The following is a 21,162-nucleotide window of genomic DNA, read 5'->3' on the forward strand; positions in this document are numbered from 1 at the left end:
CTCGCGGCGCCGGCCGCGGGGTACCGCGGACCAGTGTCAGTCGTCCAGGTAGCGGACGCCGGTGAGGTCTTCGGCCACGCCCCAGAGCCGGGCACCGAGCACGGGATCCTGAGCGGGGCGGGCGACGGGCATCCGGACCGGTGGCCCGACCAGCGGATTCCAGCCGCCGGGGCCGAAGTAGTCACCACCCTGCGCCTCGGGGTCGAGCGCGGCGCGCAGGACGGCGCGGGCGCCGTCGGCGGGGCTCTGGCTGAACCAGCTGGTGAGCCGGGCGAGGCGCTCGTCGAAGGCGATGCGCAGCAGGCGGTTCTGCTGGTTCAGGATGCCGGTCCGCACCCCGCCCGGGTGCGCGCCGAGCGCCCGCGTGGTCGATCCGGCCGCGGTCAGCCTGCGGTCGAGCTCCACCATGAAGGTGGTGACCGCCAGCTTGGAGCGCGCGTAGGCGGTGGCGGTGCGGAAGCCGCGCTCGCTCTGCAGATCGTCGAAGTCGAGCCGGGCGGACGGCGTCCGGTCGGTGTGGCTGCCGACGGTGACGATCCGGGCGGCCGGCGCGGCGGCGAGCCGCTCCAGCAGCTGCCCGGTGAGCGCGAACGGGCCGAGGAGATTGGTGCCGAAATCGATCTCGAAACCGTCCGCGGTGCTGCCCCGCTCCGCGGCCATCACTCCGGCATTGTTGATCAGTAGGTCGATCGCGGGGTGCGGCAGCCGCCCGGCGAAGGCGGCGATCGACGCCAGGTCGGCCAGGTCCAGCTGCTCCACCCGCACCTCCGCCCCCGGCGCCGACTTCGTGATCGCGGCGCGGGCCGCCGCGCCCTTCTCGATGTTCCGGCAGGCGAGCACCACGGTGGCACCGGCGACGGCCAGCGCCCGCGCGGTCTCCAGCCCGATGCCGCCGTTGGCCCCGGTGACCACCGCGACCCTGCCGCTCTGATCACCCGCCTGCGCGGGCGTCCACCCGCGCGCCTCCGACTGCGCCACGGTCCGATTGTGGCGGACGGCGGCCGGGCCGAGGCCGGAATGGTCAGGACGGAACGGCGGCGGCCGGATTCATCGGCGGGGTGGGCGGGAAGGTCACCGGAAGCGCGGTGAGCGCGCGGTGGAACGGGCCCGGCCGCCAGACCGGTCCCTCCTCCAGGTTCGGCCGCAGCTCCGGCAGCGCGTCCAGTAACTGGTCGATGGAGTCCTGCGCGATCAGGTAGGCGATGCTCTGCGCCGGGCAGGCGTGCGGGCCGATGCCCCAGGCCAGGTGCGAGCGGTTGCCGGTGATCTGGTCGGTGCGGCGCACCATCGGGTCGTTGTTGCAGGCGGCCATGCTGATCACGACCGGCTGGTGCGCGGGGAGCCAGACGTCGTCGATGAGCACCGGCTGGCGCGGGTAGGTGACCAGCTGGTTGGCCAGCGGCGGGTCGTTGAAGAGCACCTCGTCCAGCGCGTCCCTGGTGGAGAGGTGGCCGCCGAGCACCCGGCCGCCGAACCGGTCGTCGCTCAGGATGAGCAGCAGCGTGTTCACGATGAGGTTCAGCTCGAACTCGATACCGGTGCCGTACACCCGGGAGACGTGGTGCGAGGCCTCCACGTCGTCCAGCCCGGCCGGGTGCCGCAGCAGCGTCGAGGTGATGTCGCCGCGCGGGTGGCCGCGCTTGCGCGTCACCAGCCGCATGAGCGCCTCGCCGATGATTCGGTTGCCCTCCTCGGCGTCCACGCCCTCCAGCAGCGCGGGGGTGCCCGCCGCGAGCTCGGCGCCGATCTCGGGCGGGCAGCCGAGCAGGTAGTTCACGATGCCGAAGACCAGCGGGTAGACGTACTGGCTGATCAGCTCGGCCGCGCCGTCGGCGCAGAAGGAATCGATGAGCGGCAGCGCCAGCGACTCCACCACGTCGTGCAGGGCGTAGAGGTCGACCTGGTCCATGCTCGCGGTGATGGCGCCGCGGTAGCGGCTGAAGTCGGCACCGGTGCTGCGGCTCGCCACCGGGCGCCACTCCAGCAGCGGCAGGATCGGGCAGTCCGCGGGAACGGTCTGCTGCCAGGCGCGCGGATCGGCCGGGAAGTGCTCCGGGTCGTTCAGCACCCGGCCGGCGGTGCGATAGCCGAGGACCAATGTGGCGGGCACCCCCGGCGCCAGCTCGATCGGGGCCATGGCGCCGTAGCGGCGCCGCATCGCCTCGTAGTAGTAGTGCGGGTCGGCCGCGAAGTCCGGAGTGTGCAGCGGTACGCGCGGCTCGTCGGAGTCGCCCGGCGCGCCGAGCGCCACCGGGCACGATCGAACCGGAATCCCGGCCTGCGACGTACTCGTCACGTTCTCTCCCTGCTGATCGGCTGCGCTACGGGCAGGCCGCGCACCACGACGCCGTGGCACGGCCGCTCCCCCTCGAATGTCGACCGGCGCGCGCCGGGACCGCTCGATGCTATCGAGCCGGGTTCCCGGCCGCGCACCGGGCCGAAAAGAGACTTCGCAGAACGTAATTCGAGTTCGCTGGTCGGCGAGAAACGGGGCGGGCGCGGGGTTTTCAGTCCCCAGACCGACCGGCCGGGACTGTCCGCGGGTGACCTGTCGGCCCCCGTGCCGGAAGCGTGCGGGCCGAGGGAGCCCGCAGTACCGTCAGAAGCCGCTGTGGAACAGCGCGTGCGACATCAGCCTCGACACGAACCAGCTGTGCCCCTCCAGCCCCGGTTCGTAGTCGCCGCCGAGGCCGAACCCGCCATCGTTCTTCAGGTTCTCCGTCGACAGGTAGACCAGCGCATTGTTCGACGGCAGCAGCACGAGGGATCGGGAATTGTCGGTCGAGTAGATCTCGTAGCCATCGGCCAGGCCGCTGAACTTCGTGCCGTCGGGCCTGCGGGTGCCGTTGAAGCTCGAGAATTTCACCGATGCGTTGTGGTAGCCGCCGCCGTACCTGGCCAGGCGCGTCCGGAGCTCCTGGTAGATGCCGTCCACCGTGGCGCGCTCGGCGCTGTAGAGCCGGATGCGCTTGTCCGCGTCGTCGCCCTGCCAGGCTGTCAATCGATTCCACAGCTCGTCGTAGCCCTGCCTTTTCGTCTTGACCACGCGCCCGGCCACCTTTTCGTCGAGCATCACGTCGAAGGCGTAGACTTCGCGCAGCGATTCGGACATGAACCTGTCGTCGCGGCGGCCGGCGGCGAGCAACCTGCTCAGCACGGCACCGCTGCGGCTGTAGGCCGACACCGCGATGCGTTCCAGTTGCACTGCGGCCACCGGTACCAGCCGCGCGCTGATGGCCGCATAGCATCGACGACCGATGTGCCGCAGCGCCTCCGACAGCGTCGCCGGGTCGGTGAGATCGGCGTAGGCGGCGGCGCTACACACCGGCACCACGACCGCGAACGCCGACGGACACGGCCCCCCGTCCAGCTTCGGCCCGGCGCGCCGCACTCCGCAGAAGTGCTGCGCGACGGTGAATTTCTCCTTGCACAGATACCGCGCGCCCAACTCGAGGAAGTTCGGGAGCTTTACCGGATCGACCCCGCCCCGCCAGTAGGCGGGGTAGTCCTCCAGCCCCGCGCGCGGGTGCAGCACCACGTTCGCCCGCAGTACCGGCGTGTTCGACGTATCGTCCCGGTACTGTTTCACCAGAGCGGGCGACAACCACACCCAGAACAGCCGCGCGACAGCCTTCCCGGCGGAGCTGTCGTTGCGCTCGAGGACGAAAATCCGGCCCGCGTCGGTATCGTCCATCGAGGTGCGCATCCGATAGTCGATGAAATCCAGCGGACCACCGCGCGCGGCGGGGGCGAAGACTCGATCGAGGAACACCGGAAAGGCGCGGCCGTGATCCCGGTACGGGCGGACGAGCTCGTAGCCCTGATTGTCGACGAACACAGTCTTGTAGCTCGCGAGAAGCGTTCTCTCGTTCGTGATATCCCGAAACTCCATCGGCTGCAAACCTTTTAGACGACTACGACGGGGTTTTCAGGTCGTACTCGGTGGCGACCACCTGCTCGGTAGGCAGGATCTCGGTCCACTGGCTGAACACCTGGAAAGGCTCCTTCCCGAAGGAGATCCCGCCCTGCAGCGGGTTGAAACCGTGTGCGAAGACCACTTCGGCGGGCAGCGCCAGATCCGAGTTCGGATCACCGGGATTCGACGGTACCGGCGTCAGCGACTGCTTCTGCTCAGCCGCGATCTTGGCGGCAATAATCAGCAGCACCTCACGCAGTTTCTTGCCCCGGTACTCCGGCGGATCCTGTTCGGGATCGAACGGGTAGTCCTCGTTGAGGCCATCGGTTCCCGCGACCTCGGGGCGGCCGAGGAATTTCATCGCCTCGTCCTCGCGGCCGGGCCGGATCGGCAGCACGGCTTTGACCCAGGGCGAATTGAGGAAGGCGTTGCGGTTGGCATCACCGTCGAGCTGCAGGAACCAGCCAAGCGAGGCACCGAGCGGTGCCGGCTCGGACTCTTCGGTGAACAGGTATTTCTTGTCGGCGGATTCGAACGCGGTGGTCTGCAGCGCGCCATCGGCGTTCATCATCACTCGCCTGCCGGGACGCGGCCGCCACCAATCCGGGGCGACGAAGTACAGCATGGCGTCGACGTCGAAGAAGTAGCGGATCAGCTCCGAGGCCACGTGGTAATCGCTGTTCTCCCAGTTCGCGGTCTTGCCGTAGAGCCTGGCGATGATCTTGCGATAGATGATGTTGCGTTCTTCCTCGCGCAGATCCTCCGGGCGACGCGCAGGCACCCGGCTGCTGAGCTTGACGCGCTTGCGCAGCGTCTCGTAGAACAGCCGCTCCTTCTCCGCGGCGACCAGATCGGTGTAGTCCTTCATCGCCTGCGCATTCTGCGCGTCGATGGCGTCCTTGGCCGTCTTCGTCGGGGTGTACATCATCGTCACCTCGAACGGCATCGACCTCTTGCCGCCGAAATTCGCCTTGGCGAGGCGAATCATGAAACTCTTCGCCGGCCCGCCCGCCGAGTTCGGGTTCAGCGCGACGTCCTTGACCTGGGCCTGCTCGTTCTTGAAGTCCACGGCGGCCACATTCGCCAGCACGAAGCCCTCGGGTGCGGGCGGGATGTCGAAATCGAACCTGAACTGGATGATGCTGTTCGCGCCGGCATTGCGGTTGATGCCGTGATCACCGTTCTCGTCGGACTGCAGGTAGGTCAGGTCGGTATCGTCATCACCGCCATTGTGCTGCAGGAATCTGACCGCGAAGGGATATACCACCGGCTTGTCCGGCGGATACGGAATGCGATCGGGCCGTTTGATCGACGGATCGAGGGCCGCCGCCGTCTCGTGCACGAAATTTCCCGTGTCCAGGTGGTCGCCGGGAAAGTCCACGTAGAGTTGCCAGCACAACTGCTGGCCGAGGTCCTGGACCTGCACCGCGACCTTGCGCATCTTCCGGCTGAGCTGGTAGCTGACCAGCCGCGAGGTGGTGTTCTGCAGCACGTAGCGGCGGCTCGAGGTGTCGCTGGTCTCGGTAACCGTGCGAAAGGTCGTCTTGAAGCTCTGTTTGACCTCGCTGGACAGCTTCGAGGTCTGCTCCCGCATCCGCTTGTGCGTCTGCTCCTGAGCCTGTTTGCGGGACTGGTCCAGATTGAACGAAGCGCTACCGCTGGCCTGGAAGATCGTCCCCAGCCCGCCGCTGGCGGAGGTGGTCACGCCGAGCTTCATATCGCTGGCGTTCTCGGCCTTGACCGCGTCGGCGATCTCGTCGCGATCCGTACCGGACTGCTCGGACTTCTCGACCGACTCCGTCGACTGCTCGGTGGTGCGCTCGACCAGAGTGCGGCGGGTATTGACCTCGATCAACTCGACCGTTCCCCCGGGGCTGATCCAGACGTGCCCCACCGGTGGGCCGAGGAACGTGCCCAGCTCGAAGAAGTATTCGCGGAAGCGGTGCAGGATTCCGATCGGCGAGAGAAACATCGCCTTGGACGGATGCTGCTGCGCGATGAACTGCACCGCCGCCAGCGCCCGCTCCCACGGCTGCACCTCGCGGGCGAACATCTGGGGAACGATCGTCGGGTCGGTCCGATTCAACTGCTGCAGCAGCCGGGTGGTCACCGTCTCGCGCTGCGGATCGGCGGCCGCGGCGGCTCCGACGCGCGGGCCGTTCACGGCCGCGATCATCGTCGCCGCGGGCGAGTCGGCGGTATCGGCCAGCAGCGCCTGCCACAGGTCGGGGTCGTCGAGCCCGGATACAGCCCGCGTCGCCAGCTCGCGGCCGACGACTGTGCCGGTCGGGTCGGTGAATTTCGCCGCGGCCAGGTGTGGCCCCGTCGGGGTGGTCTCGAGGTGAGCCAAGTTCACCGCCTGCGCGAACCGATTGGTCAGACCACTGCGCACCCGCTCCTGCTGCAGGTTGCTGCGCCACCCGATCAGCGGCTGGTAGACGCCGAACGGTTCACTGGCATAGGGCAGGACCCCGGTGATCACCGGCGGCGGTGGTGGCAGCGGCGTGCCGGGGCGGTCCGGGATCGACAGGGTCCAGCCGACTTCGATGTGGTCCGGATCGCGAATCGCGTTCGCCGCCGCCAGCAGGCCGACGAAGCTCGCGTCACCGTACATTTCCAGGGCGATCCCGGACAGGGTGTCACCGGCCCGCACCGGCCGCACCCGGCCGGGGTCGGGCAGCCTGAGTACCTGACCGATACCGATCTCGTCCGGGTCGGCGATACCATTGGCCGCGGCGATGAAGCCGAACAGTCCCGCGTCTCCGTAGAACCTCTGAGCGATCGCACTGAGAGTGTCACCGGCGACGGTGGTGTGAGTGCTTGGCATGAGACTTCTCCTGCACTTCGGAGTATTCCTGGCTACCGAAACGCTAGGGGCCCGCACCGGTTGCTACACGAGTAGGGCCGTACCCCAATTCCGGCCGCGACCTGTCGGTACCCGCAATACCTTCATTCCCGAGACCGGCGCGACGGGCGTCGGCGAACAGTGCGGGGAGAAGCCGTGTTCCGACAGTGACACGTCCTGATCGTGCCGGTGCGGGAGGAGTCGATGCCGCAGCACGCGATCGACGCCGCGGGCGAGCCGCGGGACGCGCGCGGCCGGGCTGGTGCCGGCGCTCGGCGAGGTAACCGGCCACGCGCACGCCCTGGTGGCGCCGGGCAAGCTGGTGCGCACCGGCGCCGAGCGGATGCTGCACCTGCCCGAGGGGCGGGCGGCTGAGCCACGAGGAGCACGCCGCCATCCCGCTGCCGCGCGGCTGGTACCGGGTGGTGCGGCAGCGCGAGTACACCCCGTCCGCCATCCGCACCGTCACCGACTGAGAGCGGAAGCCCCGATGGGCACCGAGATCGGCTGCCGTCACCGCCGTCCGCGGGCTGACGAATCCCGGTGTCTCCGTGCGTGATCGGGTGCGCACCCGGCCCTGGTCCGCCGAGCGCGCACGGCTCGCCGCCGAGCGCGGCCCGGACGGCTGGGCCACCCGCTGGGCCGACACCGGCGCCCGGATCGACAGCGAGATCCGCGCCATCCTGCTCGACGCCGTGCTCGGCCAGCACGAGCCCCCGGCCGCCCGCCTTCCTGCTCGAGTTCGTCGCCTCCATGCCACCACGGCTCCGGCCGCGCGCCGCAGTGCCGAAGGTCATCGCGGCGACGGCCGATCGACTCGTGCCGAAGGGACGTCCACCGGCTGCCCCGGATCGCGGTGATCACGGCAGCGTACGCAGCCAGTCTCGGCGCGGCGGGCGATCGGTGCCGATGCCAGGGCCGGCAGGACCGGAATCCGTTCCAGCAGGAGCTCGCCGTCAACAGGCCGTTGCATGCCGGTTCGGTTCGTGCCCCGGCGTGGCGGGCGGAGCGCCGTCGGCATCGGCACGCAGCCGATCGCGTTCGGCGGTCAGCGCGGCGTTGTCTTCCTCCAGGTCCAGGATCCGCCCGATCCCCGCGAGGTTGATCCCTCGCCGGGACAACTCCGCTATCCGGCGCAACCGGACCAGATCGTCACCGCTGTATCGCCGCGTACCGCCGGGGCTGCGCGCCGGGGTGATCAGCCCGTGCTGCTCGTAGAGCCGTACCGTCTGGACGGCGATCCCCGCCAGCTCGGCCGCCACCGAGATCGCGTACACCGCCCGATCCGGCCCCGGCACGACCGCTCCGCCGTCGTCCCTGTCGATCGTCAACCGTATGCACCGCCTTCCACTGCCGTCTCTAGATTATCTACTCGGAGTACTTGCACTCCAGTGATGTGAGTGCTAGAAAATATCTATGCCAGGTGCCAGAGATTACCTGGCACCACACCCAGAGTGAGAGAAGGAGTAGTGGAGGTGGCGACCATGCTGATGCGTACCGATCCGTTCCGGGATCTGGACCGATTCACGCAGCAGGTGTTCGGCACGGCGGCTCGTCCGGCGGTGATGCCGATGGACGCCTGGCGCGAGGGCGAGCAGTTCGTGGCGGAGTTCGATCTGCCCGGCATCGACCCCGATTCCCTCGACCTCGATGTCGAACGCAACGTGGTGACCGTGCGGGCCGAGCGTCCGCAGCTCGACCAGGGGCGGTCGATGATCGCCTCGGAACGTCCCCGCGGCGTCTTCTCCCGGCAGCTGTTCCTCGGCGAGAGCCTCGACACCGAACGAATCCGCGCCGACTACCGCGACGGGGTCCTGCGGCTGACCATCCCGGTCGCGGAGAAGGCCAAGCCCCGCAAGATCGAGATCATCCGCAGCGAGCGCGAGCACGACACCAGGGAACTGGCCTCGGCCTCTTCCTGACCCGGCCGCGCCCGCGGCAACCCGCCCGGCGAGCCGAAGGCAGGTGATGCCCGTCCCGAATGACCAGTACGAGATTCGCAGTCACGACTCTTCCCCTTCCGGGGCGGGCCCGGCGGTCACGGGCCCGCCCCGGCTCCCTCTGACGCGCCAGTGTGAACCGAGGAGGTAGCCATGACCCCCATCCCGGCAGGCAGCGACCTCGACCGCGCCGCCCAGCACACACCGGTCATCCCCGCGGACACCGAATCCGGTCTCGACACCATCGCGCTGCACCCGCTCGCCGAGCGGATACGCACCGCGTTCGACACCGCCGACCTCGCCGACCGGATCGATCAGGCCTGGACCGTGCCCACCGACGACGACGGTTACGACTACACCCTCGCCTCGTGACCACTCCGGCCGCAGCACCCCGGTAGGAGCCGCAGCGCCAGACCTGAGCGGGGTCAGACCGGGCTGGCCTGCAGCGCTTCGTCGACCACCGCCACCATCCTGGCCCGGAAGGCCTCCGGGCCGAAGGACTCCGCGTGCGCGCGGACGGCGGCGGGGGCATAGGCGGCGGCATCGTGGCTCCGCAGGACCTCGGCGAAGCCCTCGACGACGGCATCGTCGTCGCCGGGGGGGACGTGGGCGCCGCTGAGTCCGGGCAGCACCGTGTCGAGCGCGCCGCCGGAGCCGACGGCGAGCACGGGCGCGCCGCAGGCCATGGCCTCGACGGGGACGATGCCGAAGTCCTCGACGCCCGGCATGAGCAGTGCGGCGCAGCGGCGGTACATGTCGACCAGGACATCGTCGGGTGCGGCGCCGAGGAAGGTGGTCTCGGGGCCGGCGAGCGCCTCCAGCTGGCGGCGGTAGCGGCCGTCCCCGACGACGACGAGCCTGCGGCCGGTGCGCTGGGCGATCCGGACGGCGAGGTCGGGGCGCTTGTAGGGCACCAGGCGGCCGGCGAAGAGCAGGAAGTCCTCGCGCGGGACGGCCGGGTCGGGGGCGAAGCGGTCCAGCCGGACCGGGGGGTGCACGACCGAGGCGGGCAGCCCCCACCAGTCGCGCACGCGGTCGGCGACGGCGCGGGAATTCGCCACCACTCCGGTGAGATTCGGTGCGGCGGCGAGTTCGGCGCGCTTGGCGAGCACGCCGAGCGCGGCGAGCGCGGCCCGGCCCAGCGGGCCGCTCGCCTCGCGGGCCCGGAAGGCGGGGTCCCAGGCCCAGCGGGCGGGGCTGTGCACGTAGGCGATCACCGGGGCGTCGGTGGCGAGTGCGGCCTGCACGGCGAAGGCATGGTGGCTGATCACGACGGCGTCGAAGTCGCGCAGCGGCAGCCCGCGCAGCGCGCGCGGCACCAGCGGGAGCAGCGGGGCGTGCGAGCGGCGGCCGGTGGCGGCGTGCAGCCGGTTCAGCCAGGTGGTCTCGATGGTGTCCCAGGGCGGGTGCGCGATGTCGGGGGCGGCGGCGGGGTCGACGAGCGGGGCGAAGACCCGGGCCTGCGGCCAGGCGCGGGCGAACTCGCCGACGACGGCCTCGGAGCCGCCGTACTCGGTGAAGCGCTCGTGGACGAGGGCGATTCGCGGCTGGGTCATCGTGTGCCTCCGTGCTGAGTTCGCGGCGCGCGTCCACGCCCCGGTGCCGTCGAGTCGAAGCCCGCGATCCGGGTGCTCCCGCGCGCCTGCGCGGTCATCGCAGCACCTCCGCGAGACGCCGCGGCGCTGCGGTGGCGCGCAGCGCGGGGGCGACCGGGCGGCCGTCGAGCAGGCCGTGCACCGACCCCGCGGCCAGGGCGCGCGCGTAGACGGCGGCGGCGCCGCGCACCGCCTCGACGGTGTGGTCGATATCGGCGTCGGTGTGCGCGGCCGAGGTCACGAAGGACTGGCCGAGCACGCCGCGGCGCAGCAGCTCGCTGAGGAACAGCGTGCGGAACTCCTGCGAGGGCCGCCCGGCCGGATCGAAGGTCTGGAAGACCAGGCAGGACGGCCGCCCGGCGACCCGCAGGTACTCCCCGACGCCGAGCTCGGCGACCACCGCCTCGAAACCGGCGCGCAAGCGCTGCCCGGCGCGCTCCATCCGGCCGATCGGGTCGGTCCCTGCGTAGGCGCGCACCACGGCGCGGAACGCGGCGAGCCCGCCGGTCTCCGGGCCATGCGTGGTGGAGAGCAGGAAGACCCGCCGCTCGTCGGTGCGCAGCCCGCCGCGCTCCATGAACTCGCGCTTGCCTGCCAGCGCGGCGAGCGGGAACCCGTTGCCCATGGCCTTGCCCCAGCAGGACAGGTCGGGCGCGACCCCGTACACCGCCTGCGCGCCGCCCGCGGCCCAGCGGAAGCCGGTGATCATCTCGTCGAAGACAAGCAGCGCGCCGTAGCGGTCGCAGAGCGCGCGCACCGCGGCGAGGTAGCCGGGTGGCGGCTCGTGCAGCGCGGTCGCGGCCTCCATGATCACGCAGGCAACCTGGTTTCCGGCCAGCACCGCCTCCAGCGCGGCGGCGTCGCCGTACGGGAAGGACACCGTGCCGGGCGCGGGAATCCCCGCCGACATGGGAGTGGTGCCGATGAACCAGTCGTCCACCGAGAAGAAGGGCTGCGCGCAGGCCGCGACGGTCACCCGGCCGGTGACGGCCCTGGCCAGCCGCACCGCGGCGGTGGTGGCGTCCGAGCCGTTCTTGGCGAACTTCACCATGTCGGCGGCGGGCACCAGCGCCAGGAAGTCCTCGGCGGCCTCGAGCTCGAGCACGGTGGGGCGGGAGAAGTTGCTGCCCCCGGCGATGGCGGCGGCCACCGCGTCGACCACCGGGCGGTACCCGTGGCCGAGCGTGACGGCGCGCAGCCCCATGCCGTACTCGACGAACTCGTTGCCGTCGCAGTCGGTCACCCGGCACCCGCTGCCGCGCACCAGCACCGGCGCCATTCCCTCGGGGTACTGGTCGGCGCCCCTGGCGTAGGTGTGCGCGCCGCCGGGCACCAGCTCGTGCAGCCGCGCCTGCGCGGCGTTGCTCCGCGTGAAGTCCGTCATGCTCGCTCCTCAGCAGCCGATCTCGGTGAAAGCCTTGAGATAGCCCGCGCTCTGGCGGATGTACATCCAGGCGGTGAAGGGGAGGTCGGTGCGGCTCGGGCTGGCCACCATGGTCAGTTCCCCGCCGAAACACTTGCCCACGATGTACCTGGCCCTGGAGACGTGCGGGGTGAAGGTGACGACGATGATGTGCCGCCAGTCCTCCGCCGCCGCCCGCCGCCGGATCTCCTGCGCCTCGCCCTGCGTGGTCCACGGCTCCGGCTCGAAGCAGGACACCCGGAACGGATGCTCGCCCGCGCAGTACTTCGCCATGACCGGGTCGGTCAACCCGGTGGAGGCGGAGATGACCAGCTCCGGCGCGAGCCCGCGCTCGGCCAGCTCCAGCCCGAGGTCGAAGCGCTCGTAGGGGGTGCCGCCGAGCACCACGATGGCGTCGGCCGGGCGCAGCGGGTCCACCTGCGGGTGCACGAAGACCGGCAGCCCGGCCACCGTCAGCGCGCCGAGCACCAGCAGCAGCCCGGCCAGCCGCACCGCCACCCGGCGCAGCACCGGCCACCGCGGCCCGGAGGCGGGCGCGGGGTCGGCGGGGGCGGGGCGCGGGGCGGTCATGTCAGCGGGCCGGCCGATCCTTGCCGAGCGGGGCGGTGCTCAGCGCGCCGCCGGGCGCGACCACCAGCCGCCAGTAGCCGCCCTCCGGGTCGCGCAGCACCACTCCGGCGTCCGCGCGGTCGGAGACGTAGGCGCCGTTGGGCAGCACCGACGCCACCGCCGCGCCGTCGGCGGCCCGCGCGCGCAGGATCTCGCCGTCGCCCGCGGCCTGCGCGGTCACCGTCCCGGTGAAGCTGGGGCGGTGCGTGCGGCCGCGGCCGATCACCTGCCAGTGCTCGGGGAAGGCGCCCGCGTCGATGTCCTCGCCCGCGCTGGAGACCAGGTTGACGGCGGTGCCCTCCGGGCAGCGCTCGGGGTCGATGCGCAGCTCCACCGGCCGCCGCCCGGGGTCCGGGTCGAAGGCGATGTTGGCCAGGTAGGGCTGGCGGCAGTGCACCAGGTCGAGCACCACCGAGCGCGCGGAGGCCTTGCAGTTCACCATGCCGAACTGCGACGGCCCGCCCTGCCCGGCCACCCCGACCTGCACCGCGACCTCGGCGCCCTCGAACCAGACATTGGTGAGCCACCAGTTGTTGGCCGCGCCGTCGATCAGGATGTGCCGGTCGGTGGTGGTCAGGTCGTTGTCGGAGACGAATTCGCTGTTGCTGATGGCGAGCCCGGCATTGTGGTCGTTGCCGGTGCCGAGCACGCCGACCCAGTTGCTGGTGAACTTGGAGGAGGTCACGTAGTTCTGGATGCACGAGGTCACCATGCCGACCCCGAAGTTGTTGATGTCGCAGTCGATGAACGCGGTGCCGCCGGTGTTGCTGTCCAGCACCACGCCGCGCTGTCGCAGGTAGCGGGGGTGGTTCTCGGTGATGTGGTTGCCGCGCACCAGCACCTGGTCGAAGCTGCACCGGAAGCAGTTGCTGAGCTTGATCGCGGTGGAGTTCTCCCCGGTGAGGTAGAACCCCATGCGGGAGAAGCGGATCCGCTGCTTGTCGGTCAGCGAGACCAGGGTGGTGTCCTGCTCGCAGAACACCGTGGTGACGTCGGCGCCGTCGCCGTAGATCACGGCGCCGTCCGGCAGGTCGGGCCAGGCGGTGACGGTGTAGTCGCCGGCGGGCAGGTAGAGCACCGGCGGCGCGCCGTCGGTCTTCGCCGCGGCGGCGATGGCCGCGGTGTCGTCGGCCTTGCCGTCGCCGACGGCGCCGAACTCGCGCACATCGCGCACGGTCGGGCTCACCGGCCCGGTCCGGGCCGGTGCCTCGGGCGCCTCGCAGGCGACCAGCGGCACCGCGGCCGCGCCGAGGGTCGCGGCGAGCAGGTGCCGCCGCCGTACACCACTCACTGCTCCTGTCCGGATTCCGCCGCGGGCGCGGTGCGCCCGGGGCCGCGCCGGGTGAGCCGCTGCCACCAGCCGCGGCCGGTGTTCACGGTGACCAGCCCGGTGACGGTGGCGCCCGCCGCGGTCAGCGTGGCCAGCGCGGCCGCGGCCCGGTCGGTGCGGGCGTCGCCGAGCACCACCACGCCGACGGTGCTCGCGGCCCGGCTCGCCAGCGCGACCGCGTCGGCGGTGTCGCCGGGGGCGGCGGCGTCGATCAGCACGTGGTCGTACTTCTCCCTGGCCGCCCGCAGCACCGCGACGAACTTGCCGGAGGCGAGCAGGTCCGAGGTCTGGCCGTCGGCGGCGCCGAGCGGGAGCACCGAGAAGTTGCCGCCGGGCCACGGGGTCACGGCGTCCTCCACCGAGCCGTCGCCGCGCAGCAGCGCGGCCAGCCCGCCGGTGTGCCAGGCGGCCGAGAGCGAGGCCGGCACCTTCTCCGGCTCCGGCTTGTTCTCCGGGATGGCGCGCAGATCCAGCTTGGTGGTCTGCTGGGCGGCGTTCTCCGGCCCCTCCCCCGCACCGACCAGCGCCAGGTCGGGCTGCGGCTGCGGCTCCGGCACGCCGTTGCGCACGGGCCAGTCGATCTCCGGCGCGGGCAGCAGCGCCGAGGAGCCGGTGCGGGTGGTGTCGGCGTCGATCAGCAGCACCCGGCTGCCGGTCGCGGCCAGCGCGCCGGCCAGCCCGATCGCGAGCGCGGGCTCGGAGTGCGCGCCGATGCCGGTGAGCAGCACCGTCTTGGTGGCCTCCGGCAGCCGGGAGCGCAGCGCGCGCAGGTCGTCGCGCTCGGAGGCGGTGCCGAGCGCGACCGAGCCGAGCACCGGCCGTCCCAGCGGGGCGAGGTCGGCGCCGGTGCGCACTCTGCGGTCGAAGAGCTCGAGCAGCAGCGCGACGCCGCCGCCGAGCACCAGCCCGCCGACCGCGCCGAGCGCGAGCAGCGTGGTGTTGCCGCTCGCGGGCTCGGCCGGGCGCTCGGCGCGGTCGACGACGGCGACCCGCGCCTGCGGCGCGGCCGTGTCCTCGATCGTCTCCAGCTCGCTGACCAGGGCGCGGAACTGCGAGACGGTCTCGTCGGTGAGCAGCCGGGAGCGCTCGGCCTGGGTGTCGGTCACGGTGATCCGCAGCAGCGAGGTGGCGGGCGGCGAGTCGACGCTGACCATGCCGCGCAGCTCGTCGCGGGTGAGCCCGAGCCCGAGCTGGCCGATCACCCGGTCCAGCACGTAGTCGCTGCCGACCAGCTCCAGGTACGAGCGCACCCGCTGCTGCGCGGCCAGCCCGCCCTGGTAGGAGTCGGCCACCGAGGTGCCGGTCGCCATCGAGACGTACACCGTGCTGGTGGCGCTGTAGGACTTCGGCGCCGACTGCGCCGAGAAGGCCGCCAGCGCGATGCCGAGCACCAGCCCGGCCAGCAGCACGGGCCAGCGGCGGCGCGCGATCGCCAGGTAGTCGGAGAGTTCCCTCATTGTTTTCCTTCGCTTCCCACCGGCACGGGGACTCCTGCCGCGACCGGCGCCGTCGTTCGTTCCCGGTGCCGCCGCCATTCGCCCACCGCGAGGCGGACCATCCAGGCCAGTACCACCACTTGCAGATATTTGCCGAGGGTCTCGGCGGTGCCGAGCATGCCGCGCTCGAAGACCACCGGCACCTCGATCAGCCCGATCCCGAAGAGCACCGGCACCAGGTGCCGCGCGTACAGCGCGCGGGACCACGCGATCAGCACGATCGCGGTGACCATCACCCCGATCACCACCCCGGCGTAGCCGCCGAGCACGTACCCCTCGGGAATACTGCCCTCGGCCAGCGAGACCGAGACCTGGCTCATGTCCACCGACGCCCCGCGCACGTCGGTCGCCCACGCCGTCCCGGCCTGCAGCTTCTCGCCGGGCAGCAGCTGCCCCGGCACCAGGCTGCGGGCCAGCGCGGTGATCACCTGATCCGGGGTGAGCCAGCTGCCCGGCTTGGTGAAGTAGGCGTCGGTCGCCGCCTCCAGCAGGTCGAAACGGCGCAGCAGGCCGAGGAAGGGCCGCACCGGCTCCGGGTAGGCGGCGTCCACCGAGGCCGCCTGGGCGCGCAGGTACGGCGTCGACTTGAGCGACTGCAGCCAGTCGAAGCCGACGATCCCCGCCACCGAGACCGCGCCGATTCCGAGCACCTTCTGCCCGGTCCAGCCGGTGAGCGCGAAGCGGACCGCGACGGCGAGCGCCGCGCCGAGCACCGGCGTCTTGGACTGGATGGCGGTGGTCCACCACAGCTCGCCGAGGACCAGGAAGCCGAGCAGCAGCAGGGTGTCCCGGTTCCGCGCGGGGCGGGCGAGCACGATCAGCCCGACCGCGCCGAGCGTGGCGGGCATGGCGAGCAGGCTCAGCACCGGCGAGGCGCTGGCCACCTCGCCCGCCGCGCCCGCCGACCCGCTCGCGACGCTGGCCAACCGGGCCAGTGTGCCGAGCACATAGAGCACGGCGAGCGTGCCGATCATGTCCGGGTCGCCCGCGAGCGGCACCGGGCGCGGCTCGCGGCCGCGCCGCCGCGACCACAGCGCGTAGCCGAGCAGCAGCAGCGCGTAGACGACGAGGCCGAACGCCACCGGGGTGAGCGCCTTCTCGATCCCGCGGTCGTAGCCGAGCGCGACCAGCCGCGGGTCGGCCACATTGTCGCCGAAGGCCGCCGCGGGCTGCACCAGCAGCAGCACCACCGGCCGCGCCACGTAGGACATGGCCCAGTACACCGCCTGCGCGATGAGCAGCACCCGGAGCACGCCGGAGAGCAGCAGCGCGGCGATCACCATCGTGACCAGCGCTGCCACGATGATCATCAGCGGGGTGTTGCCGATCAGCACTCCGGCACCCTAGTCGAGCGCATTCAGGATCTCCCGCGCGCGGTCGGCATAGCTGTGCCCGCCCTCGACGATCCGCCGGTACCCCGCCTCGGCGACCTTGGTGGCCTGGTCCGGGAAGAGCGCGCAGCGCTCCAGGATCTCGTCCAGCTCGTCCCGGCTGGAGAAGAGGAAGGCCTCGGCGCCGTCGTCCAGCAGCTCGGCGTGCTCGTCGGTGCGCTCGCCGACGAAGAGCCCGCCCGCCGCGGGCACCTCGAAGGTGCGGCAGGTGTGGGTGTCCCGGTTGTCGGAGTTGAGCAGCACCAGGTTCGCGGTCACCGAGGCGACGGTCATCGAGAAGTCCTCGCCGAAGACGCCGCCGGTCACCTCGGCGCGGGTGGTGCGCAGCCGCCGCACCCGGCGCCACCCCGGCCCGGCCACCAGCAGCTGCGCGCCGTAGGTGCGGGCCAGCGAGACCATGCCGTCGCGGCGGTCCGGGCGGCAGGCGCCGATGAAGCCGACCAGGTACTGGCGGGTGGTGCGCTTGGCGGCCGGGTGGTGCCAGGCCGGGTCGTAGGCGCTGCGCACGAAGAGCGTCTCCTTGGCGCCGCGGGCGAGCAGTTCGCGCAGGTTGTGCCGCTTGGTGGTGACCACCAGATCCCACTCGGACTCGTGCGCCAGATAGTCCGGGGTGGTGTTCTGCGGGTTGGCGACGTCGTCCGGGCTGTAGTGCACGTGCAGCGCGGCCGGGATGTCGAGCAGCCTGCGCTGGTCCAGGTGCACCGACTTGAAGCCGAAGACCAGGTCGGGGCGGAGCTCGGCGCCTGCCCGCTCCAGCCGCTGGTGCACCCGGTCGACGGTCCACGGCGCGCGCTGCTCGTGCGACTTGGCGTAGAGCCAGGAGGGCGAGAGCCGCGGCGGCAGCGTGGCCGCCGTCGAGTCGATCACCATCACCTCGTGCCCGAGGTGCCGGAAACCTTCGGCGAGCGAGCGGGCGTTGCTGCCGAGCCAGTCGTCGCCGACGAAGAGGATCTTCATCGCGTCCTTCTTTCCGCGCCGGCGGGCAGTACCTCGCCCGCGGTGCGTTCACGCACGATCAGCCCGCGCGTGCGCGCGAGATACCAGAGTGCTACGGCGAATTCGGCGGCCACGATGCCGCCGACCAGGGTCCAGACGGAGTGTGTGCGCGCCGCGATCAGCAGCGCGACGCCCGCCACGCAGGTACCGACGAGCGCGCCGATCAGCACGCCGACGGTGTCCTGCCGCACGGGCAGGATGGCGGTGGTGATGAAGGAGGTGATGGTGGTGGCCGGGAGGATCAGCACCTCCAGCCGCAGCACCGCCACCGCCTCGGCGAACTCGTCGCCGAAGATCAGCGGCACCGCGACCGGCGCGAGCAGCCAGAGCAGCGCGCTCGCCGCGCAGGCCAGCCCCACGCAGACGGTGAGCGCGCGCAGCGCGTCCGGCCAGAAGCGCTCGTCGCCGCCGCGCTTGGCCATCCGGGGCAGCAGCGCGAAGCCGATCGCGTCGAGCAGCGACTGCACCGCCCGGACCAGCCGGTCCGAGGCGGAGTAGAGCCCGAGCGAGGCGGCGTTCAGCACCGAGCCGAAGACCGTGGCCGAGCCCTGCCCGTAGCTGGTCACCAGCAGCCGCCCGGTGACCACGGGCGCCGCCGCGCGCAGCAGCACCGCGACCCCGCGCGGCCGCGCGGGCGGGCCGAACCCGCGCCAGGTGTCCCACCAGGTCAGCGCCACGCAGAGCACCGAGTTGCCGAGCAGGCAGAGCAGCGCCACCTCGGCGGTCGGGATGCGCGGCAGCAGCAGGATGAGCAGCAGCAGGTAGGCGATCCGCGCCACCGCCTGGTAGACCGTGGAGGCCCCGAACCGGCCCTGCCCGATCAGCAGCCAGTCCTCGGACATGGACCAGACGCCGCCGACGAAGAGCCCGAGCGCGATCATCAGCAGATACTCCGGCGCGCCCGCGGCGAGCACGACCGCGAGCGCCAGCATCACCACGCCGAGGATGCCGCCGCGGATCGCCAGGTAGGTGCCGCGGGTGCGGTTGATCGAGGCCCGCTGCTCGGCCGGGCTCCTGGTCTCGCTGGACTCCTGCACCCGGGCGGCCATGTACGAGGTGATGCCGAGGTCGACCAGCAGCGAGCCGATGAAGTACGACGACATCCCGACGGCGAGCAGGCCGAGCCCCTCGGTGCCGAGCACCCGCGCCATGAGCGGCAGCGTCGCCACCGTCACCAGGTACTGGCCGTACTTGCCGAAGCTCACGTAGGCGATGTCGCGGACCACGCCGAGCAGCTCGCGCAGCCGCGACGCCGGCTCGGCGGGCGGCGCCACGGTGATGATCGGCAGCTTCTGCGTCGGCCAGTCGGTGAAGGCCGGCATGACCTCGGTGGGTGGGTCGTACTCCGGCATCCGCATGCCGTCCAGCGACACCGGGTAGTGCCGGTGCACGATCCGGATCGGAACGGTGTCCTCGGAGTAGCGGTTCACGGCGCGGGCACCGCCGTCCGCCCCGTGACGGTCGCCAGCAGCCCGGTGACCGCGGCCGCGGTGGCATCGATGCCGAAGTCGCGTGACCGCTCGACGGCCGCGGCGGCGAGCCGGGTGCGCAGCGCGGGGTCGGCGGCGAGCCGGTCGAGCGCGGCGGCCAGCGCGGCCGGGTCGCCGGGCGGGACCAGGAGCCCGTCCACCTCCGGCCGGACGATCTCGGTCGGGCCGCCCGCATCGGCGGCGAGCACCGCGCACCCCGCGCGCATGGCCTCCACCACGACCTGGCCGAACGGCTCCGCGGTCACCGAGCAGTGCACCGCGATGTCGGCGTCGGCCAGGTACGGCCCCGGATCGGCGACGTGCCCGGTGAACTCGACCGGGAAGGGCAGCTCGGCGGCGAGCACCGCGAGCCGGGCGCGGTACTCCTCCTCGTCGAAGAAGGTGCCGCCGACCAGCGTCACCGCGGCCGGGCGGTGCGCGGTCAGCGCCAGCGCGCGCAGCAGCACGTCCTGGCCCTTCCACGCGGTGAGCCTGCCCGCCATCACGATCCGCACCTGCGCGGCCGGGCGCTGCGGGGCGCGCGGCGGCAGCGCGGCGTCCTCGATGCCCGGGTACGCCACGACGGCGGGCCGGCGCCGGGTGGCGAGGGTGCTCAGGGTGGCGCGGCTGTTGGCCACGACCCCGCGCGCGGCCCACCGGCCGAGCACCCGCAGCGCGAACGCGAGAACCCGGCCGAAGTAATCGGCGGAGATCCGGTCGTGCACCTGCCAGACCAGCGGGATTCCGGCCCGCCGCGCCGCTACCGCCCCCATCAGCAGCGCCTTGGTGCTCTGCGCGACCACCACATCGGCGTCCGCGCGGCGCAGTGTGTCCCCCAGGGCGCGGCCCAGCCGCACCAGCTCCAGTGCCCCGCCTGCCAGCCGCAGCGGCCCGGAGCCGGCGATGGTGAGCGAGCGGCTGTCGAAGTCGTTGCGCTGCACGGTGACCGGGATGTCGCGGGCGCGCAGCAGCTCGACCAGCGGGCCGTCGGCGGTGAGCAGTGCCGACGGCCGCACCGCCGCGTCCGCGCGCAGCGCGGTGAGCAGCCGCAGCGTCGCCAGCTCGGCGCCGGAGGGCGCGGCGGTATGGGTGAGGAAGACGGCGTCGATCATCCGCTCAGCTCCCGGTAGAGCGCGACGTGCCGGTCCGCGGCCGCCGTCCAGGAGAAGGTCTCGGCGTGCGCGCGGCAGCCCTCGGCGTCCGGCAGCTTGCCGTCCAGCGCCGCCACCAGCCTGGCGGCCAGCGCCTCGGCGTCGCCCGGAGCCACGATGAGCGAATCGTCCAGCGCGCGCACCGAATCCGGCAGCCCCCCGCAGGCGGTGACCACCGGCGCCCGCCCGGCCGCCAGCGACTCCAGCGCGATCAGCCCGAACCCCTCCAGCGCCACCGACGGCACCACGGTGAGCGCGGCCTCGGCGTACAGCCCGGTCAGCTCGGCATCGCTCACCCGGCCCGCGAAGCGCACGCTCGCGCCGAGCGGCCCGGCCTGCGCGCGCAGCGCCGCCTCGGCGGTGCCGGTGCCGACGATCACCAGCCGGGCCGCCGGGTGCGCGGCCAGCACGGCGGGCCAGCCGCGCAGCAGCACATCGATCCCCATCCGGTGCTCCAGCCTGCGCACGCAGAGCACCATCGGCTCGGCGCTCGGCGGGGCCGGGCGGAACTGCGCCAGATCCACACCGGGCGGGATAACGGTGACCCGCTCCGGGCGCACCCGGTAGTCGGCGACCAGCAGATCGCGGAAGTACCCGGAGAGCACCACGAACCGGTCCGCGCGCAGCGCGCGCACCCGCTCCAGCAGGTACTTGGCCCTGGTGGCCGCGGCGCCCTCCCCCGCCATCCGGCTCTCCGCCGCCCACGGGCCGTGGAAGTGCACGACCAGCGCGGCGCCGCGCCGCGCGGGCGGGCCGTAGAGCGCGAAATGCCGGTCCAGCACGACCTTTTCGGCGGGGCCGTCCGCGTAGGCGGTGCGCGCCCGGTGCAGCGTGGAGCCACCGGTCGGGCCCCAGGAGCGGGCGCCCGCGGGAGCCTCGCCGAAGGCCGCGGCGTCGACGGTGACGTCCGCCCGACCGGCCAGCGCGGCGTAGAGGTCGGTGAAGTAGCGGTTCAGCCCGCCGGGGGCCGAGCCGAACCACTCCGACCCCGTCATGTGCAC

The 21,162-nt window shown here is 72.2% G+C and carries 18 protein-coding genes and 1 pseudogene; 4 read left to right on the forward strand and 15 right to left on the reverse strand.

What is annotated here, in order from left to right:
* Positions 1-36: 36 nt before the first annotated feature.
* The 4 genes from NH2_RS11075 to NH2_RS11090 all read right to left on the reverse strand — a co-directional run bounded on the left by NH2_RS11075 (position 37) and on the right by NH2_RS11090 (position 6,743).
* Positions 37-978 carry an oxidoreductase gene (locus NH2_RS11075; protein WP_067652189.1) on the reverse strand — a complete coding sequence of 314 codons (942 nt, stop codon included), beginning with the start codon at positions 976-978 and terminating at the stop codon, positions 37-39.
* Positions 979-1,021: 43 nt separating this feature from the next.
* Positions 1,022-2,296 carry a cytochrome P450 family protein gene (locus tag NH2_RS11080; RefSeq protein ID WP_084505396.1) on the reverse strand — a complete coding sequence of 425 codons (1,275 nt, stop codon included), beginning with the start codon at positions 2,294-2,296 and terminating at the stop codon, positions 1,022-1,024.
* A gap of 303 nt (positions 2,297-2,599) precedes the next feature.
* Positions 2,600-3,892: a hypothetical protein gene (locus NH2_RS11085; protein WP_157103688.1), complete on the reverse strand. Its 1,293-nt coding sequence runs from the start codon at positions 3,890-3,892 to the stop codon at positions 2,600-2,602.
* Between the two features lie 22 nt (positions 3,893-3,914).
* Positions 3,915-6,743: a LysM peptidoglycan-binding domain-containing protein gene (locus tag NH2_RS11090; protein ID WP_067652195.1), complete on the reverse strand. Its 2,829-nt coding sequence runs from the start codon at positions 6,741-6,743 to the stop codon at positions 3,915-3,917.
* 371 nt (positions 6,744-7,114) lie between these two features.
* Between NH2_RS11090 and NH2_RS30450 the strand changes: the two are divergent.
* Together NH2_RS30450 and NH2_RS28685 are read left to right on the forward strand one after the other, a co-directional pair.
* A pseudogene (locus NH2_RS30450) lies at positions 7,115-7,237 on the forward strand (DUF8820 family protein); the annotation flags it as partial.
* A 75-nt stretch (positions 7,238-7,312) separates the two neighbouring features.
* Positions 7,313-7,621 carry a hypothetical protein gene (locus tag NH2_RS28685; RefSeq protein WP_157103689.1) on the forward strand — a complete coding sequence of 103 codons (309 nt, stop codon included), beginning with the start codon at positions 7,313-7,315 and terminating at the stop codon, positions 7,619-7,621.
* Positions 7,622-7,717: 96 nt separating this feature from the next.
* On the opposite strand, the gene NH2_RS11095 is transcribed toward NH2_RS28685, so the two are convergent.
* Positions 7,718-8,086: a MerR family transcriptional regulator gene (locus tag NH2_RS11095; RefSeq protein WP_067652580.1), complete on the reverse strand. Its 369-nt coding sequence runs from the start codon at positions 8,084-8,086 to the stop codon at positions 7,718-7,720.
* 144 nt (positions 8,087-8,230) lie between these two features.
* Here NH2_RS11095 and NH2_RS11100 point away from each other — a divergent pair, with 144 nt between their 5' ends.
* Complete coding sequence (locus NH2_RS11100) at positions 8,231-8,683, forward strand: Hsp20/alpha crystallin family protein (protein WP_067652198.1); 453 nt, start codon at positions 8,231-8,233, stop codon at positions 8,681-8,683.
* A gap of 171 nt (positions 8,684-8,854) precedes the next feature.
* Positions 8,855-9,073 carry an Rv3202a family protein gene (locus tag NH2_RS11105; protein WP_067652201.1) on the forward strand — a complete coding sequence of 73 codons (219 nt, stop codon included), beginning with the start codon at positions 8,855-8,857 and terminating at the stop codon, positions 9,071-9,073.
* 53 nt (positions 9,074-9,126) lie between these two features.
* Here NH2_RS11105 and NH2_RS11110 read toward each other — a convergent pair whose 3' ends face one another.
* From NH2_RS11110 to NH2_RS11155, 10 genes are all read right to left on the reverse strand, one after another.
* Entirely contained in the window at positions 9,127-10,257 is a 1,131-nt protein-coding gene (locus tag NH2_RS11110; protein ID WP_067652204.1) for a glycosyltransferase, read from the reverse strand.
* 94 nt (positions 10,258-10,351) lie between these two features.
* Complete coding sequence (locus NH2_RS11115) at positions 10,352-11,680, reverse strand: glutamate-1-semialdehyde 2,1-aminomutase (RefSeq protein ID WP_067652207.1); 1,329 nt, start codon at positions 11,678-11,680, stop codon at positions 10,352-10,354.
* Positions 11,681-11,689: 9 nt separating this feature from the next.
* The gene (locus tag NH2_RS11120) at positions 11,690-12,289 is read right to left on the reverse strand and encodes a YdcF family protein (protein WP_067652210.1); all 600 of its coding nucleotides are present in this window, start codon (positions 12,287-12,289) and stop codon (positions 11,690-11,692) included.
* Between the two features lies 1 nt (position 12,290).
* Positions 12,291-13,619 carry a glycosyl hydrolase family 28-related protein gene (locus NH2_RS11125; protein WP_067652213.1) on the reverse strand — a complete coding sequence of 443 codons (1,329 nt, stop codon included), beginning with the start codon at positions 13,617-13,619 and terminating at the stop codon, positions 12,291-12,293.
* The gene (locus tag NH2_RS11130) at positions 13,616-15,115 is read right to left on the reverse strand and encodes a hypothetical protein (RefSeq protein ID WP_067652215.1); all 1,500 of its coding nucleotides are present in this window, start codon (positions 15,113-15,115) and stop codon (positions 13,616-13,618) included. The genes NH2_RS11125 and NH2_RS11130 overlap by 4 nt, the downstream gene beginning before the upstream one ends.
* Positions 15,112-16,488 (reverse strand): hypothetical protein, encoded by a 1,377-nt coding sequence (locus NH2_RS11135; protein WP_157103690.1) that lies wholly within the window; start codon positions 16,486-16,488, stop codon positions 15,112-15,114. The genes NH2_RS11130 and NH2_RS11135 overlap by 4 nt, the downstream gene beginning before the upstream one ends.
* 9 nt (positions 16,489-16,497) lie before the next feature.
* Positions 16,498-17,502: a CgeB family protein gene (locus NH2_RS11140; RefSeq protein WP_067652217.1), complete on the reverse strand. Its 1,005-nt coding sequence runs from the start codon at positions 17,500-17,502 to the stop codon at positions 16,498-16,500.
* A complete protein-coding gene (locus NH2_RS11145; RefSeq protein WP_245650508.1) occupies positions 17,499-18,971 on the reverse strand; it encodes a lipopolysaccharide biosynthesis protein in 1,473 nt (490 codons plus the stop codon). The genes NH2_RS11140 and NH2_RS11145 overlap by 4 nt, the downstream gene beginning before the upstream one ends.
* Positions 18,968-20,122 (reverse strand): glycosyltransferase family 4 protein, encoded by a 1,155-nt coding sequence (locus NH2_RS11150; protein WP_067652220.1) that lies wholly within the window; start codon positions 20,120-20,122, stop codon positions 18,968-18,970. The genes NH2_RS11145 and NH2_RS11150 overlap by 4 nt, the downstream gene beginning before the upstream one ends.
* Complete coding sequence (locus NH2_RS11155) at positions 20,119-21,156, reverse strand: glycosyltransferase family 4 protein (protein WP_067652588.1); 1,038 nt, start codon at positions 21,154-21,156, stop codon at positions 20,119-20,121. Before NH2_RS11155 ends, NH2_RS11150 begins: the two co-directional genes overlap by 4 nt.
* Positions 21,157-21,162: the final 6 nt, after the last annotated feature.

The sequence above is a fragment of the Nocardia harenae NBRC 108248 genome, from assembly GCF_001612885.1.
GTDB lineage: Bacteria > Actinomycetota > Actinomycetes > Mycobacteriales > Mycobacteriaceae > Nocardia > Nocardia harenae.